The 16,074-nt window shown below is 34.3% G+C and carries 16 protein-coding genes; 14 read left to right on the top strand and 2 right to left on the bottom strand.

What is annotated here, in order from left to right:
• Positions 1 to 194 precede the first annotated feature (194 nt).
• From hemA to ACFFLS_RS05060, 13 genes are all read left to right on the top strand, one after another.
• Positions 195 to 1,445: a glutamyl-tRNA reductase gene (hemA, locus tag ACFFLS_RS05000; RefSeq protein WP_379684104.1), complete on the top strand. Its 1,251-nt coding sequence runs from the start codon at positions 195 to 197 to the stop codon at positions 1,443 to 1,445.
• 106 nt (positions 1,446 to 1,551) lie between these two features.
• Positions 1,552 to 2,475 (top strand): hydroxymethylbilane synthase, encoded by a 924-nt coding sequence (gene hemC / locus ACFFLS_RS05005; protein WP_379686338.1) that lies wholly within the window; start codon positions 1,552 to 1,554, stop codon positions 2,473 to 2,475.
• Positions 2,475 to 3,140, top strand: coding sequence for a uroporphyrinogen-III synthase (locus ACFFLS_RS05010; protein WP_379684105.1), 666 nt, complete (start codon positions 2,475 to 2,477; stop codon positions 3,138 to 3,140). The genes hemC and ACFFLS_RS05010 overlap by 1 nt, the downstream gene beginning before the upstream one ends.
• A gap of 50 nt (positions 3,141 to 3,190) precedes the next feature.
• A complete protein-coding gene (hemE, locus tag ACFFLS_RS05015) occupies positions 3,191 to 4,216 on the top strand; it encodes a uroporphyrinogen decarboxylase (RefSeq protein WP_308097297.1) in 1,026 nt (341 codons plus the stop codon).
• 71 nt (positions 4,217 to 4,287) lie between these two features.
• A complete protein-coding gene (locus ACFFLS_RS05020; RefSeq protein WP_379684106.1) occupies positions 4,288 to 4,650 on the top strand; it encodes a hypothetical protein in 363 nt (120 codons plus the stop codon).
• Positions 4,651 to 5,137: 487 nt separating this feature from the next.
• Complete coding sequence (locus ACFFLS_RS05025) at positions 5,138 to 5,515, top strand: hypothetical protein (RefSeq protein WP_379684107.1); 378 nt, start codon at positions 5,138 to 5,140, stop codon at positions 5,513 to 5,515.
• Between the two features lie 2 nt (positions 5,516 to 5,517).
• Positions 5,518 to 6,069, top strand: a complete 552-nt coding sequence (locus tag ACFFLS_RS05030) for a GNAT family N-acetyltransferase (protein WP_379684108.1) — start codon at positions 5,518 to 5,520, stop codon at positions 6,067 to 6,069.
• A gap of 19 nt (positions 6,070 to 6,088) precedes the next feature.
• A complete protein-coding gene (locus ACFFLS_RS05035; RefSeq protein WP_379684109.1) occupies positions 6,089 to 6,514 on the top strand; it encodes a hypothetical protein in 426 nt (141 codons plus the stop codon).
• A gap of 4 nt (positions 6,515 to 6,518) precedes the next feature.
• Positions 6,519 to 7,421 carry an oxygen-dependent coproporphyrinogen oxidase gene (gene hemF / locus ACFFLS_RS05040; RefSeq protein ID WP_379686339.1) on the top strand — a complete coding sequence of 301 codons (903 nt, stop codon included), beginning with the start codon at positions 6,519 to 6,521 and terminating at the stop codon, positions 7,419 to 7,421.
• Positions 7,422 to 7,671: 250 nt separating this feature from the next.
• Positions 7,672 to 8,610 carry a DUF4421 family protein gene (locus ACFFLS_RS05045; protein WP_379684110.1) on the top strand — a complete coding sequence of 313 codons (939 nt, stop codon included), beginning with the start codon at positions 7,672 to 7,674 and terminating at the stop codon, positions 8,608 to 8,610.
• 87 nt (positions 8,611 to 8,697) lie between these two features.
• The gene (locus tag ACFFLS_RS05050; RefSeq protein ID WP_379686341.1) at positions 8,698 to 9,585 is read left to right on the top strand and encodes a fructose bisphosphate aldolase; all 888 of its coding nucleotides are present in this window, start codon (positions 8,698 to 8,700) and stop codon (positions 9,583 to 9,585) included.
• 289 nt (positions 9,586 to 9,874) lie between these two features.
• Positions 9,875 to 10,870 (top strand): porphobilinogen synthase, encoded by a 996-nt coding sequence (gene hemB / locus ACFFLS_RS05055; protein WP_379684111.1) that lies wholly within the window; start codon positions 9,875 to 9,877, stop codon positions 10,868 to 10,870.
• 2 nt (positions 10,871 to 10,872) lie between these two features.
• Positions 10,873 to 11,271 carry a c-type cytochrome gene (locus ACFFLS_RS05060; protein ID WP_379684112.1) on the top strand — a complete coding sequence of 133 codons (399 nt, stop codon included), beginning with the start codon at positions 10,873 to 10,875 and terminating at the stop codon, positions 11,269 to 11,271.
• Positions 11,272 to 11,549: 278 nt separating this feature from the next.
• Here ACFFLS_RS05060 and ACFFLS_RS05065 read toward each other — a convergent pair whose 3' ends face one another.
• Complete coding sequence (locus ACFFLS_RS05065; protein ID WP_379684113.1) at positions 11,550 to 13,610, bottom strand: M13 family metallopeptidase; 2,061 nt, start codon at positions 13,608 to 13,610, stop codon at positions 11,550 to 11,552.
• A gap of 276 nt (positions 13,611 to 13,886) precedes the next feature.
• On the opposite strand from ACFFLS_RS05065, the gene ACFFLS_RS05070 reads away from it, so the two are divergent.
• Positions 13,887 to 14,564, top strand: a complete 678-nt coding sequence (locus ACFFLS_RS05070; RefSeq protein ID WP_379684114.1) for an SCO family protein — start codon at positions 13,887 to 13,889, stop codon at positions 14,562 to 14,564.
• Positions 14,565 to 14,642: 78 nt separating this feature from the next.
• On the opposite strand, the gene ACFFLS_RS05075 is transcribed toward ACFFLS_RS05070, so the two are convergent.
• Positions 14,643 to 16,004, bottom strand: coding sequence for a vWA domain-containing protein (locus ACFFLS_RS05075; RefSeq protein ID WP_379684115.1), 1,362 nt, complete (start codon positions 16,002 to 16,004; stop codon positions 14,643 to 14,645).
• Positions 16,005 to 16,074: the final 70 nt, after the last annotated feature.

Raw genomic sequence — 16,074 nt, forward strand, 5'->3', positions numbered from 1 at the left:
AGTTCGAATCTTATTTAGAACGACTCTAAACTAATCCTTTCTAATGAGTTGATTTTGCTACAAAAGTAGTCCTTTTTACTCAAAAACACCCATTTAGGTTCAAAAAAACATACAGCGACACAAAAAGTACTTTTAGCGTTATTTTTATCAATGCTATAGTAATAATTTTGTTGCACTTTTATGAAAGTGAATTTATGGAAAACAATAACGTACCGAAACATCTTTATTTTTACTCAGTTGGTCTGAGTTATAAAAAAGCGGATGCCGAGGTAAGAGGTCAATTTAGTTTGGATGCAGTTGCGAAAACGCGTTTGCTGGAACAAGCTAAAAACGAAGGAATAGAAAGTTTAATAGTTACTTCAACCTGCAACAGAACCGAAATTTATGGTTTTGCAGAGCACCCTTTTCAATTAATCAAATTGATTTGTGACAACAGCAACGGTTCTGTCGATGCTTTTCAAAAAGTGGGTTTCGTTTACAAAAATCAAGAAGCAATCAATCACTTATTTCGCGTCGGAACTGGCTTAGACAGTCAGATTTTGGGCGACTTCGAAATTATATCTCAAATTAAAACCAGTTTCATTCATTCAAAATCTTTAGGTTTAGCGAATGCTTTTATGGAAAGACTGGTAAACGCTGTTATTCAGGCGAGCAAAAGAATCAAGACTGAAACTGAAATCAGTTCTGGTGCTACTTCGGTTTCTTTTGCTTCTGTACAATACATCCTTAAAAACGTTGAGGATATCAGCAACAAAAACATTTTACTTTTCGGAACTGGAAAAATAGGAAGAAATACTTGCGAGAATTTAGTAAAACATACTAAAAATGAGCACATCACTTTAATCAACCGAACTAAAGACAAAGCCGAGAAATTGGCTGGAAAGTTAAATCTGATTGTTAAAGATTATTCTGAATTACATTTAGAACTACAAAAAGCCGATGTTGTCGTTGTAGCAACCGGCGCGCAGAACCCGACGGTTGACAAAGCAATTCTAAATCTTAAAAAACCGTTGTTGATTCTGGATTTATCGATTCCAAAAAACGTTAACGAAAATGTCGAAGATTTAGAAGGTGTAACTTTAATTCACATGGATTATTTGTCTCAATTGACAGATGAAACTTTGGAAAACAGAAAATTACACATTCCGGCTGCTGAAGCTATTATCGAAGAAATCAAAGAAGAATTTGTTACTTGGATGAAAGGACGAAAGTTCGCTCCGACGATTAATGCCTTAAAAGAAAAACTGAATGCCATTAAAGCTTCAGAATTGGATTTTCAAAGCAAAAAAATTGCTGATTTCAACGAAGAACAAGCTGAAATCATCAGTAACAGAATTATCCAGAAAATCACTACTCATTTTGCAAATCATTTAAAAGACGACAACACCATGGTCGATGAAAGCATCGAATGGATTGAAAAGGTCTTCAAAATAAAAGCATCTTAAATAAATTTTTAAACCATATAAGTCATATAAGTTCATTTAATAAACTGCTGTTTTACACAAACTGCTTAAATTTACTTATATGACTTATATGGTGAAATTCAACAAAATGGCAGAAAAGACAATCAGAATAGGAACGCGTGACAGCGAATTAGCACTTTGGCAAGCACACACTGTAGAGAAAAAACTAAACGATTTAGGTTACAAAACCTCGATTGTTGCTGTTAAATCTCAAGGTGATATTATTCTGGATAAGCCACTTTACGAATTAGGAATTACCGGAATTTTTACCAAAACGCTTGACATAGCGATGATCAATGGTGATTGCGATATCGCTGTGCATTCTATGAAAGATGTTCCGACTGCCTTGCCAAAAGGAATTGTTCAAGCTGCAGTTTTAGAAAGAGCAAATGTTTTGGATATTTTAGTTCATAAAGGAAACCCTGATTTTACAAATCCAAGTACGATTGCAACGGGAAGCCTTCGTCGTCAGGCACAATGGTTTAATAAATACCCGAATCATACTGTAGTAGATTTACGCGGAAACGTAAATACTCGCATGCAAAAACTCCAAGACAATAATTGGGATGGAGCTGTTTTTGCAGCCGCAGGTTTGGAGCGCATCAACTTAAAGCCTGAAAACTACATCAATTTAGATTGGATGATTCCGGCACCGGCGCAAGGCGCAATGCTTGTGGTGGCAATGGAAAATGACAATTATACATTGGATGCACTTTCACAGTTAAATGATATCGAAACCGAAATCTGTACGCATATTGAACGTCAGTTTTTGAGAACGCTTGAAGGCGGCTGTACAGCACCAATTGGATCTTTAGTTACGTATAACGAAGATGAAGACACTTTACATTTTCAAGGTGTTTTACTTTCTATTGATGGAAAACAAAAACTGGAAATCAATAAAACGGTTGATATTTCGGAGTGGAAAAAACTAGGTTTCAACGCAGCTCAGGAAATCTTGAATAATGGTGGAACGGAATTAATGAAGCAGATTAAAGAATCCCTGAAAAAATAATGGCAAACTCTGTTCAAATAGTATCTACTAAAATATTATCTCCACTTCATAAACAAGAGCTGATGAAATATGGCGTTGAATTAATCGAAGCCGATTTTATCAAAACCGAAAACAAACCTTTCGAATTAAAAAACCTCAACGAAAGTTTAATCTTTACGAGTCAAAATGCTGTTCGCAGTGTTTTATCTGATTCAAAATCAGAAGAATTAAAAAAGAAAAACGTGTATTGCGTTGGACTTAAAACCAAAACTCTTCTTGAGGAAAACGGATTTAATGTTGTGGCTTACACAGGTTACGCATCCGATTTAGCAGAAATCATCACCTTGATTTATGGAAATGAAAGTTATACTTTTTTCAGCGGAAACCTTAGAAGAGATACTTTGCCGGAAGCTTTGAAAGAAAACGGAATTAAATTCAATGAAATTCAGGTTTACGAAACTACGCTACAGCCTCAGAAAATAAAAGCAAATCCAGAAGCAATTTTGTTTTTTAGTCCGTCTGGAGTTAAAAGTTATCTGAAACACAATACCATAAACAAACAAATCTGTTTCTGCATTGGCGACACTACTGCAGAAGCTTTGTCAAAAATCACGAAAAACATCATCATCGCAGATCAGCCTACAATTGAAAATGTGATTGAAGATGTAATTCAAGAATATAAATAAAAACCTTTGCAACTTTGTCACTTTGTGACTTTGCACCTAAAATAAAAAACATGTTAAAAAACGACTTATTCTTAAGAGCTTTAAAAGGAGAAACTGTGCAACGACCACCGGTATGGATGATGCGTCAGGCAGGAAGATATTTACCAGAATTTAGAGAACTGCGTGATAAATATGATTTCTTTACACGTTGTGAAACTCCTGAATTAGCTGCTGAAATCACAGTGCAGCCTATCCGAAGAATCGCTCCAGATGCTGCTATTTTATTCTCAGATATTTTGGTAGTACCTCGTGCAATGGGAATTCACGTAGAATTGAAAGACAATTTAGGTCCGATTATTCCAAATCCAATTCGTTCTTTGGCCGATGTTCATAAAGTTTTTGTTCCAGATGTAAATGAAACTTTAGGTTACGTTTTTGATGCTGTGAAATTGACTAAAGAAATGCTGAACGACGAAGTACCTTTAATTGGTTTTGCAGGTTCTCCTTGGACAATTTTCTGCTACGCTGTTGAAGGAAAAGGTTCTAAAAGTTTTGATACTGCAAAAGGATTCTGTTTTTCTAATCCAGCCGCAGCGCACACTTTATTGCAAAAAATCACAGATACGACTATTTTATATTTAAAAGAAAAAGTAAAATCGGGTGTAAATGCTGTTCAGATTTTTGATTCTTGGGGAGGAATGCTTTCTCCGGTTGATTATCAAGAATTTTCATGGAAATACATCAACCAGATTGTTGACGCTTTAGCGGATATTACTCCGGTTATTGTTTTCGGAAAAGGATGCTGGTTTGCTCTTGGCGAAATGGGTAAAAGTAAAGCTTCTGCTCTTGGAGTAGACTGGACTTGTTCTGCAAGAAATGCTCGTTATTTATCTGGTGGAAACATTACGTTACAAGGAAATTTTGATCCGTCAAGATTGCTTTCTCCAATTCCGACTATCAAGAAAATGGTTCATGAAATGATCGACGAGTTCGGAAAAGACAAATATATCGTAAATTTAGGTCACGGAATTTTACCAAATATCCCTGTAGATCACGCAAAGGCATTTATTGACGCTGTGAAGGAATACGGGAATTAGTGTTCAGTTTTCAGTTTTTAGTGTTCCGTTTCAATCTAGACTGAGCACTAAAAGTTGTTAAAAAATAAAATATGGAACAAAGAGAGGTTATTTCACAAACAGAAAAAACGAGTGTCAATTTTATTTCATTCAATATGATTGTTCTTTTTGTTTTTATAATTTGGTGGTATAATGTAATCAGCACTTTTGTTTTTGGTAATTATTCCCTTTCGGGCGAAAAGCAGCTGTTTGAAATCGTTGTTTACAACATTGGTTCTTTTTTTCTGCCTTTACTATATACTATTTATATTTTGGCTCATATTCAAGCTACTAAAATCAAAAAACAGTCTTTGTATTTTAGACTTATCGGAATTGCATGGCTCCCATCGATAATTCTTTTTTTGATTATAGGATACAACTTAATGACATTGGATAATCAGGTTTATTTTGAATAAATTCTATTGACCATTTTCAATAAAATGCTCCTATGTTCGCAAATATAAATTTACATAGAAACTCACCATTTTCTTTTTTAGAATATGGCTTTCAAGCTTATTATGTTTACAGTTTTAAACAGAATGCGATTTGCTTTTTCGAATGTTTCTCCAGAAATAAGGAGGAATAGAAATTGGAAAATCGGTGTCAAAAGCCATTTTCTGTTTTTTCTTATTTGTAGCGGTTTGTCTCGGAAATGCAATAATTTCACCTTTTGGATTAACAGCAAAATTTTTAGAAAAATCACATTATTTCCAAATGGTTAAGTCGAGCGGTTTATTTATAGAAAAGCCTTTTGTGCCAATTTGTATGGGATTTATTTATTATTAGCTGCCTGTTTTGTGTTTTGTTTACCGAATAATTAAGAACTTTGGCAAAGAAGAAACTTCTCAAAAAGGTAGGTTAGTTTTCAGCCAAACAACATTCAAATCAAATAAAAGGTAAATTATGCTCAACAAAGGTTTAAGAGATGAAGAAAAAATCAGGATCGACAATGTGCTGAAAACGTTGCGGACTCTTATTTTTGTGCCCTATCCTTTAGACCATTTAGAAGAAACAGAAATTGAAATTCAATTAAAAGAATTTGGTTTAAACATTGAAAGTTTAGTCAATTATTCGAATGAAGATTTAATAACGTTACTAAATCATCTTCATTTTGATTGGGAGCAATTAGAGCAATTTGGAGATTTATTGGTAGAATTTTCAAAAGACGAAAATTATAACTTTATAAATAAAGCTTTGTCACTTTACCAATACATTCATCAGGAAAGCAAAGTATTTTCTTTTGGAATAAATGCTAAAATCACTTCGTTAAAAAACAAATAAAAATGAGTTTTACAGATTTGAAAATAGATCGAATTGAAAACATTCTTTCCAAAGAGTTTTATGAACTAATTGATAAGAATAGAAACCACATTGGACATACTTTTCCGGTAACACTTGCTAATTCTGATTCACCAGAAAAAGCAGAAAATTTTATAGCGGTAAATAAAGCCAGAGAAAAAAATAACGAAGGATATTATTTTTATGCTCGAGACATTAAAACCAATGTTTTAATTGGCTATTTATGTATCAAAAGCATTGATTTTCGTATTTCAAAATGTGAACTAGGTTATTTTATAGATGAAGATTTCCAAGGAAAAGGAATCACTTCAAAAATGGTTTCTGATGCACTTGAATTTTCATTTAAAGAATTAAACCTTAATAAAGTTTTCATTTGTACATCAGAAGTAAATTTGGCAAGCCAACGAATTGCATTAAAACATAATTTTAAACAAGAAGGAATATTACGAGACGAATTTAGAAATGGCGATGGCGAATTGGAAAATTCTGTTTATTTCGGACTTCTTAAATCAGAATACAATCAATTGAAAAGATAAATTTAGCAAACGTCAAAACATGCCTTCTTTCGAAAAAACTTTAACAGAAATCTTAGATTTTGATTTTATGAAGTTGAATCCAATATATCAAGGTTTTTTTGCGATGTTATTTTTTGCAATATTTGTTAGTACATGCTCTTATTATTCAAACGATGCAAAAATTAGCAGAGATGCATATATACAAATGTTTGATAAGAGTTTTTCCGGATTAATTGTAAAAAAATATTTAGATAAAGATAACCGTATGTCTCCCATGTTTCAGCTAAACAATTCAAGTGAAGTATATGGTTACGCTATTCTTTGGGAAAAAGCTAAGACAGGAGATTCATTAATAAAAAAAGCGAATTCAAGATTTGTTAAGATTTTAAAAAAAGATACAACACTAGTAATTGATATGAATACCGCATTTAAATATCATGATACTTTTCCAGAAAATGAAAAATAAAAACATGAAAGACCAATTTTACGCCTACATACAAAATTTACAAGACCAAATCTGTGCTGGATTAGAAACTGTTGAGGGAACTGCAAAATTCCGTGAAGACTTATGGAAACGTCCCGAAGGCGGTGGCGGAAGAACACGCGTTATTGAAAACGGCGCGGTTTTCGAAAAAGGTGGTGTCAACATTTCTGCTGTTCACGGAAAACTTCCTGATACCATGCAAAAAATGTTTGGCGTTGGCGAAGCCGATTTCTTTGCCTGCGGATTAAGTTTAGTAATTCACCCGAAAAACCCGATGGTTCCTACGGTGCACGCCAATTGGCGATATTTCGAAATGTATGATGAATCTGGAAAAGTAATCAATCAATGGTTTGGTGGCGGACAGGATTTAACGCCTTATTATTTGTTTGAAGAAGATGCAAAACACTTTCATCAAACTTGTAAAATGGCTTGTGATAAACACAATCCAGAATTTTATCCGCTTTATAAAAAGAAATGTGACGAATATTTCTGGAATACACATAGAAACGAAGCTCGCGGTCTTGGCGGTTTATTCTTTGATTATTGCAAAGCAAATGAACAAATGTCAATGGAAAACTGGTACAATTTTGTAACCGAAGTCGGAAACAGTTTTCTTGAAGCATACGTTCCGATTGCGGAAAGAAGAAAGAATCTTCCTTATAACGAAACGAATAGAACTTGGCAGGAAATCCGTCGAGGCCGTTATGTTGAATTTAATTTAGTTCATGACAAAGGAACTTTATTCGGACTAAAAACCAACGGAAGAATCGAGAGTATTTTGATGAGTTTGCCTCCGCATGTGCAATGGGTTTACGACCATCATCCAGAAGCGGGAAGCGAAGAGGAGAAATTGATTAATGTGTTGCAAAATCCGGTTGATTGGGTTTAAATTATTATTTACGAAAATAAATATGTCGCTCCGCTGGAGCTTTTCAAACATCTCTATAAAATTTTGCTATAAATATTGAGCTTCTCCGAAGCTCTTTTTTTTAAATTTTAAATTCATCTAACCCATAGAAACATAGATTTAAAGATCTATCTTAGAGGTAATTTTAGAAAATTGCATTTTTTCACATAACGCTATGTGATTTATTTTGAATGAAATGTCTTTTTTAAAACCATCCAAAAACTATGTTTCTATGTGTTTAAAATTCATTTACACCACATTCTTTACCAGCATTTTTGGATGTTTCGCCCAAAACGATTCCCTACGAAATCCCTATTTCAAATCCTACAACGATAAAATTACAGCCAGTGTTTATTATCTAGATACTTCCAATAGTTTTCAGATTGCATCTGATAATCCGGAAACCAAAATGTATGTCAATCTTATTCCGAATCGAAGAGAACAGATTGGTTTTAACTTAAACTATAAAATTATTGATGTTGGTTTTGGTTTTGCTCCTAAATTTCTGAGTCAGAATAAAGGCGATTCACATTCCAAACATTTTAATTTCAATACCCGTTTTTATTTAAAAAAATGGATGCAGTCTTTCACCTTCATCAATCAAAAAGGGTTTTACTTCAAAGACGGCAACATTACGGCGCAATTGCCGGATATGCGCACAACAAAAATAGGCGGAACAACGGCTTATGTTTTCAATGATAAATTTTCGTTTAAAACATTGGTAAGTCAAAACGAATGGCAGACCAAAAGTTCCGGAAGTTTTATTCCAACCTTCTCTTTTTATTACACCAATTTAGATTTAAACACTCCCGATTCATCACCTGGAGACATTTATGTAGTTACGCTGGCTCCCTCCTATTTCTACAATTTTGTGATCAGCGATCGAGTTTTAATTGGCGCGGGACTTGCTTTGGGCGCTGGACTAAATGTGATTGATAAAGATACCTCAGCTTTATATCAAGCCGATTTCAATTTAAAACTTGCCTACAATAAAGATCGTTTCTTTGCTTTTGCAACTCTAAACACCATCAGTTTTGCTCAAGATGAAAAAGTCGACCCAAGATTAAATGATAATATCATAACCTTAAAACTTTCTGCGGGTTATCGATTTGATCCTCCAAAAAAAGTAAAAGAAGTCTATGACAAAGTAAATGAGAAAATCGGACTTTAGAATGTTAATCACTGATTTATAAGTAGTAATAAAAAAATTGCGTAAATTAACTGGAATTATAGATATAAATTTACAGTTATGAAAAGTATAAATACCGAACAGTTGAATCTCATGCACACTGGAAAAGGATTTATCGCAGCATTAGATCAAAGCGGCGGAAGCACACCAAAGGCATTATCGCAATATGGCGTTGAAGAAAACAGCTATTCTAACGACGAAGAAATGTACACTCTTGTACATGAAATGAGAACCAGAATCATCAAAAGTCAGTCTTTTGATAGCGAATATATTCTTGGTGCCATTTTGTTCGAAAACACCATGGATCGTAAAATTGACGGTTTATGGACTGCAGATTATTTATGGGATAAGAAAAAAATCGTTCCCTTTTTAAAGGTTGATAAAGGACTTACTGATCTTGCAAGTGGCGTACAACTTATGAAACCTATTCCGAATTTGGATGAATTATTGACAAGAGCTGTAGAACGAAATATTTTTGGCACCAAAATGCGTTCTGTAATTAAAGAAGCAAATCCTGAAGGAATTCGTGATGTAATAGAACAGCAGTTCAGAGTCGGTTTACAAATTTTCGAAAAAGGACTGATTCCGATTATTGAACCTGAAATTGACATTTACAGTCCTGACAAAGAAAAATCAGAGCAGATTCTTAAAGATGAAATCATAAAACAGCTGAATGCCCTTGATAAAAATGTGAAAGTGATGTTGAAATTATCTATTCCGACAGTAAATAATTTCTACGGCGAATTGATAACAGATCCGCACGTAGTTCGGGTTGTGGCGTTGTCCGGAGGTTATTCTCGAGAAGAAGCCAATACTAAACTAGCGCAAAATCACGGTTTGATTGCCAGTTTCTCAAGAGCATTATCTGAAGGACTTACAGCAGGCCAATCTGATGCTCAATTTAATAATCAGTTAGGGAATTCAATTAAAGAAATTTATGAAGCTTCGATTACATAAACCTAGAATTAAAAACAAATAAAATCCCTGAAACCAATGTTTCGGGGATTTGTGTTTTAAAAAGCTTTTACTTGAAAATATTTAAATTTAAATACTCAAAATTTTAGATAATATTAACGGATTCCAGTTCGTGCTAAAAGCCTTATTCTGTTGATTTTTCTTTAACTTTGCAACGCTCAAAAAAGCAACGCAACTTCAAAAAAAATAAAAAAACAACAACGGTTTTAGAAAAGGATTATGAATCTGTTTTGAAATAATCTACATTCTAAAATCTAAAATCTAAAATGATATGTTCCCACTACACAGAGGCAGAAGATTAAGAGTAAACGAATCAATCCGTTCATTAGTTCGCGAAACCACTTTAAGTCCGTCCGATTTTATGTTCCCAATGTTTATTGCAGAAGGCGAAAATTATAAGGCAGAAATCCCATCGATGCCAGGAATATTCCGCAGATCGATTGACTTAACGGTAGAAGAGGTAAAAGAAATCTTCGCTTTGGGAATACGTGCCGTAAATATTTACGTAAAAGTTAGTGAAAACCTAAAAGACAATACTGGAAAAGAAGCTTGGAACAAAGATGGTTTAATGCAGCAGGCTATTCGCGCCATTAAACAAGCTTGTCCAGAAATGATTGTAATGCCAGATGTTGCATTAGATCCATATTCTATTTACGGTCATGACGGAATCATCAAAAATGGCGATGTCGAAAATGACAGCACAGTTGAAGCTTTGGTAAAAATGGCCGTTTCACACGCAGAAGCGGGTGCCGATTTTGTAGCGCCAAGCGATATGATGGACGGAAGAGTTTTACGCCTTCGCGAAGGTTTGGATGCTGCCGGATTTCAGAATGTTGGCATTATGAGTTATGCTGCCAAATATGCCTCGGCATTTTATGGTCCGTTTAGAGATGCTTTAGATTCGGCTCCAAGAGAAGCTGATGTTGTGGTGCCGAAAGACAAAAAAACCTATCAAATGGATTATGCCAATCGTATAGAAGCTATTAAAGAAGCTTTGTACGATGTAGAAGAAGGCGCAGATATGGTTATGGTTAAACCCGGAATCGCTTATTTGGATATTGTTCGCGAAGTCAAAAATGCGGTAAACGTTCCGGTAACGGTTTATCATGTTTCTGGAGAATACGCCATGATTAAGGCAGCAGCAGAAAGAGGATGGCTGGACAATGATAAGATTATGATGGAACAGCTAATGTGCATAAAACGTGCAGGTGCAAGTCTGATTTCTACTTATTTTGCAAAAGAAGCTGCAATTCTTTTAAATAAATAACAATGAAAAAAGTATTGTTCTTAGCTGCGGTTTTGGCTTTTACAGCCTGCAAAAAAGAAACTGCCGAAAATAATGTAACCTCAACCGAAAATTATTCGGAGGGAGAATCGGCAAAAGCTAAAACTCCTGAAGATTTAGGAAAGGAAATTTTTGAAGGAAGAGGAAACTGCACGGCGTGCCATCAGGCGGATCAAAAGATAATCGGGCCAAGCATTAAAGAAATTGCCAAAATCTACAAAGACAAAAACGGCGATATGGTTTCTTTTTTGAAAGGAAATGCAAAACCAATTGTAGATCCGAGCCAGTTCTCGGTTATGGAAACCAATTTTGCGATAACCAAAGAGATGTCTGATGAAGAATTAAAAGCAATCGAAACATACATAAACAGTCATGTGAAATAATTACAAATTATGTTCCATAGGAACATTTCATCGGTAGAAAAATTTATGTTCAATCATTGTTTTCGTTCCGTAGGAACGTTTAATTTGTATCATTTTTTAACAATCCAAAACATGAAACGTTCCTACGGAACGTGAATAAATGGATGAATAACATTATTTCTACCGATAAGACATTCCTACGGAATGATAACTGTCAAGTTTTTGAAAACAATACTATAATAAGTAAAAGGGCCGTCACGAAAATCGAGACAGCCCTTTTTATATCCTATAAATTAAGATTACCAGATTTTAACCCTTTTTTCAGGTTCTAAATACATAGCATCTCCTTTTTTAATTCCGAATGCCTCATAGAAAGAATCTAAGTTTTTAATTGGCACAACAGCTCTGTACATTCCAGGAGAATGCGGGTCTGTTTTCACCTGACTTTTGATTGCTTCGTCACGAGATTTTGTTCTCCAAACCGTAGCCCAAGAAATAAAGAATCTTTGTTCTGGAGTAAATCCGTCGATTAAACCTGGATTTCCGTGTTTCTTCAAGTATAACTGTAATCCGTCGTAAGCTGCGTTAGTACCTCCTAAATCTCCGATGTTTTCACCTAAAGTAAATTTACCGTCTACAAAAATTCCAGGAAGCGGTTCCAAAGCACTGTATTGAGCAGCAAGTTCACCTCCAAGAGCAGTAAATTGTTTTAAATCTTCTGGAGTCCACCAGTCAACTAAGTTTCCGTCTGCATTGTAACGAGCACCAGAATCATCAAATCCGTGAGAGATTTCGTGTCCGATTACCGCTCCGATTCCACCATAATTTACAGCTTCATCAGCTTGGTAATTGTAGAAAGGTGGTTGTAAGATTGCTGCAGGGAATACAATTTCGTTATAAGAAGGATTAAAATAAGCGTTAACAGTCTGAGGCGACATTCCCCACTCTGTTTTGTCAACTGGTTTTGCTAACTTCGCTAAGTTTTCAGCATAAGCCCATTTAGCAAGGTTAACAGAGTTACCAAAATAAGTTCCGCCTTCAGAAACATTTTTAAGTTCTAGTTTAGAATAGTCTTTCCATTTATCAGGATAACCGATTTTCACCGTTAGCTTTTTCAATTTTTCAACTGCTTTAACTTTAGTTTCAGGAGACATCCAAGGCAATGCGTTGATTCTGTTTTCGTAAGCCAACATTACATTCGCAATCATGTCTTTTGCTTTTGCTTTTGCTTCAGCAGGGAATAATTTCTCTACATATAATTTTCCTAAAGCTTCACCTGTTGATGTATTGATAACTTGTAAAGCAACCTCTTCGCGCGGACGCTGTTTTAAAGCTCCTGTTAATGTTTTTCCGTAGAAATCAAAATTCGCATTTTCTACATCCGTACTTAAAGCTGATGCTGTTCTGTTTAATGCAGACCATTTTAAATACTCTTTCCAAGCTTCTACTTTTTTCTCAGTAAAGATTTTTTCAAGAGCAATCATGTAACGTGGCTGAGCAACATTTACAGTATCCACTTTTGTCATTCCGATTCCAGCGAAATATTTTTCCCACTGAATAGAAGGCGTGTTTTTCTTTAAATCGGCAACAGCTGTTGGATTGTATTGTTTTCTTCTGTCTCTTCTTTCAACGCGGTCCAATCTTGGAGCAGACATTTCAACCTCCAAAGCCAGAATTTGTTTTGCGCTTTCTTTAGCTTTCGCAGGAGACTCTCCGATAAACTGAAGCATTCTTGCTACGTGAACTTCATATTTCTCACGTTTTTCCTTAGAATCTTTATCGTCAGAGTTGTAGTAATCTTTATCAGACAAACCTAAACCTCCAGGAGTTAAGGTTACGGTATTTTTGTTACTGTTTTTTGCATCTGCACTTACGTACACACCAAAAAAACCAATTCCGCCTTGAAGCTGCATTTCGGTTAAGAAGTTCTGCAAATCGGCAACACTTTTAATGGCGTCGATTTTTTTCAGATAAGGCTGTAATGGAGTAACGCCTTTTTTGTTTCTTCCAACTGTATCCAGAATCGTATTAAACAAAGCAATCGCTTTTCCTTGATCGGTGTTTGATTTATACTTTGGATCTTTAGAAGCTTCTTTTAAGATAGCAAGTGAATTTTCATCTGTTTTCTGACGAAGTTCATTGAAACTTCCCCATGAATTTCTATCGCTTGGGATTTCAGTTTTGTCAAGCCATGCTCCATTTACGTAACGGAAAAAATCCTGGCTTGGACTCACCTTGGTATCCATATTCGAAATATTGATACCCGGCTCCTTTGCTTTTGTCGTTTGAGCTTGAACTGCAGTTAAGGTAAACATTGCAGATACAACACAAAACATTGGTTTGGTAAGCTGTTTAATCATTTTTATTTAATGTTTTAGTATATATACAAACATATTGTTATTATTTTGAATGTTATGTTAAAATTCATTAATAAATAACAGATTCTTTTTGAAGATATCTTTTGAATGCCTTCAGTTAAACATTTGTCTATATAACTGTCATTTTGTTACAAAAAAATTTCATAAATAATTCGAGCCGAAAAAATAGAATTCCATTACGTTTTTCATTCTGTTAAAAAGCCGTTATAATTAAGACTTTAAAATGCTGTTTTTGTATTTTTGCGCCAAATTATCTTTATGAAATCGCTTCTTTACAAATACCGCAAATTCTTTATTGTTTTGATTGTCTTTTCGGTTGTTACGATATCTCTTTTTTATACTGCTTTAAAACCTAAAAAAACGCTTCCGATTTACAGTCCAGCAGATGTCAATCCAGAATTGGTAGACAGCACGATTCAGTACAAAAGCAAATACCACACTATTGGAGATTTTTCGTTTGTAAACCAAAACGGAGATACTATCACTCAAAAAAATTACGAAGGAAAAATTTATGTAGCCGATTTTTTCTTTACAACTTGCGGATCAATATGTCCAAAAATGTCAACCAACCTTTCTGAAGTTCAAAAAGCAGTTTTAAACAATCCGAAAGTGATGTTGCTTTCGCATACTGTTTTCCCAGAGGTTGACAGCGTTTCAGTTTTAAAAGCATATGCCATAAAATATGGCGTTGTAGACAGCAAATGGAATTTGGTAACTGGCGATAAAAAAGAAATTTACAAAATGGCCCGAAAATCATATCTGGCGGTAAAACTCGGAAGACCGGATCAGCTTTATGATATGGTGCATACGGAGAATTTTGTTTTAGTAGACCAGAAAAGACGTGTTCGCGGATTTTATGACGGAACGAATAAAGAAGACATCAAACGTCTTTTAGAAGATATAGAATTCTTGTCTCAGGAAGATTCTGAAAAATAATCGATAACTAGAAATCCCAAGAGATTTTTAAAACCTCCTGGGATTAGGATTTCAAACTACTTATTGAGGTCTTAATTTTCAGTAATTCACTGGTCTTTTTGTATCCAATCTTTTTAGAATAGAAAACAACCGATTAATGTCTTTATCTTTTAAATCAGAATTAAGCTGTATATAATCAATCGTTTCTTTAATTAACGAATCAGCGTTTCCTAGATTATTTTTCGAATATTCTGCAGAAGCTTTCTTTAAATTACTAGCCATCAAAGCAATTTGATAATTCTTTTTCAACTCGTTATTTGTAGATTCTATCTTTGGGTTATATCTTTTATTTTCTTCAATAATTATATTTTTATCATTTTTAGAATAACTCAATTGCACCTTAATTTCGGTATTTGCATCAGATACTTTTTCTACTTTCAAAAGAAAAATCTGGGTTACGCCCGAGTTTAGGTTTTCAATGTTCACGCTCACTTTATTGTCGCTTAGAAATTGTGGCTGATATCCATAAAACTCTTTTATTTTGAAATTTTTAGGAAGTTCGATGATTACTTTTGGTCGCTTTCCTATTTGAAACAATAAACTTTGCAATTCATCAACAAATGTTTTCTGAATATCTTCTTCATTTTCGCCAATAAAATAATTGGAACCATTTCCTGCATCCGAAAGTTGTCTTAATAAATCAAAATCAAGTTGGTCGCCAACTCCAATAGTCGAGATTTCAATTCCTTTATCATTGTATGTTTTTGAATTTAAAATGATTTTTTCAGGATTTGTTTCGCCCGAATTAGTCATTCCATCTGTTAGCAAAATCACCCTTGAGTTTATGTTTTTACTGTGATTTTTTAACGCTTCTTGATAACCAAACATCATTCCGTCGTTAATGTTTGTGCTGCCACCACCGTAAATTCCGTCAATCATTTTGTATAGCTGCGTTTTGTCGTTTCCAATTTTTTTTGCTCCTAAAACAACTTTTGCTCTATCGTCAAAAGAAATTATGGACAAAATATCATTATCATCCAATCCTTCTACAAATTTCTTCATAGCGCTTTTTACTTTCTCGATTTTAAATCCATCCATCGAACCGCTGCAATCCAAAACTAGAGAAACATTGACTTGATTTTGTCGGTCTTGAATTTTAGCATTTTTAGTCGCTAAACCTATTTGAAGTATAAATTCTTTAGAATTAGCAGCTATTTTATTATCATAATCAACACTTAATGCAACATCAGCTTGGGTTGGAATTAAGATATTATGTTTGTGAAAATTCATAAAATCTTCAACGATAACACTTCTTTCATTCAAATTTCCTTTTTCATTGGTAGAGCCAAAACCATTACTTCTTACTAAAGAAACCGAACCTGAGGAAACACCCACTTGAGCATAAATGAATTGACAAGAAAGCGCGATACTAACTAAACTGATTTTAATTGTTTTTTTCATGGCCTTATATTTTTAAAATTAATGGTGCAATACTACAATCGACGCTTAAAATAGGTCTGGCAAAGCAGCT

It is taken from the genome of Flavobacterium procerum (assembly GCF_042431625.1).
In the GTDB taxonomy this organism is placed as follows: domain Bacteria; phylum Bacteroidota; class Bacteroidia; order Flavobacteriales; family Flavobacteriaceae; genus Flavobacterium; species Flavobacterium procerum.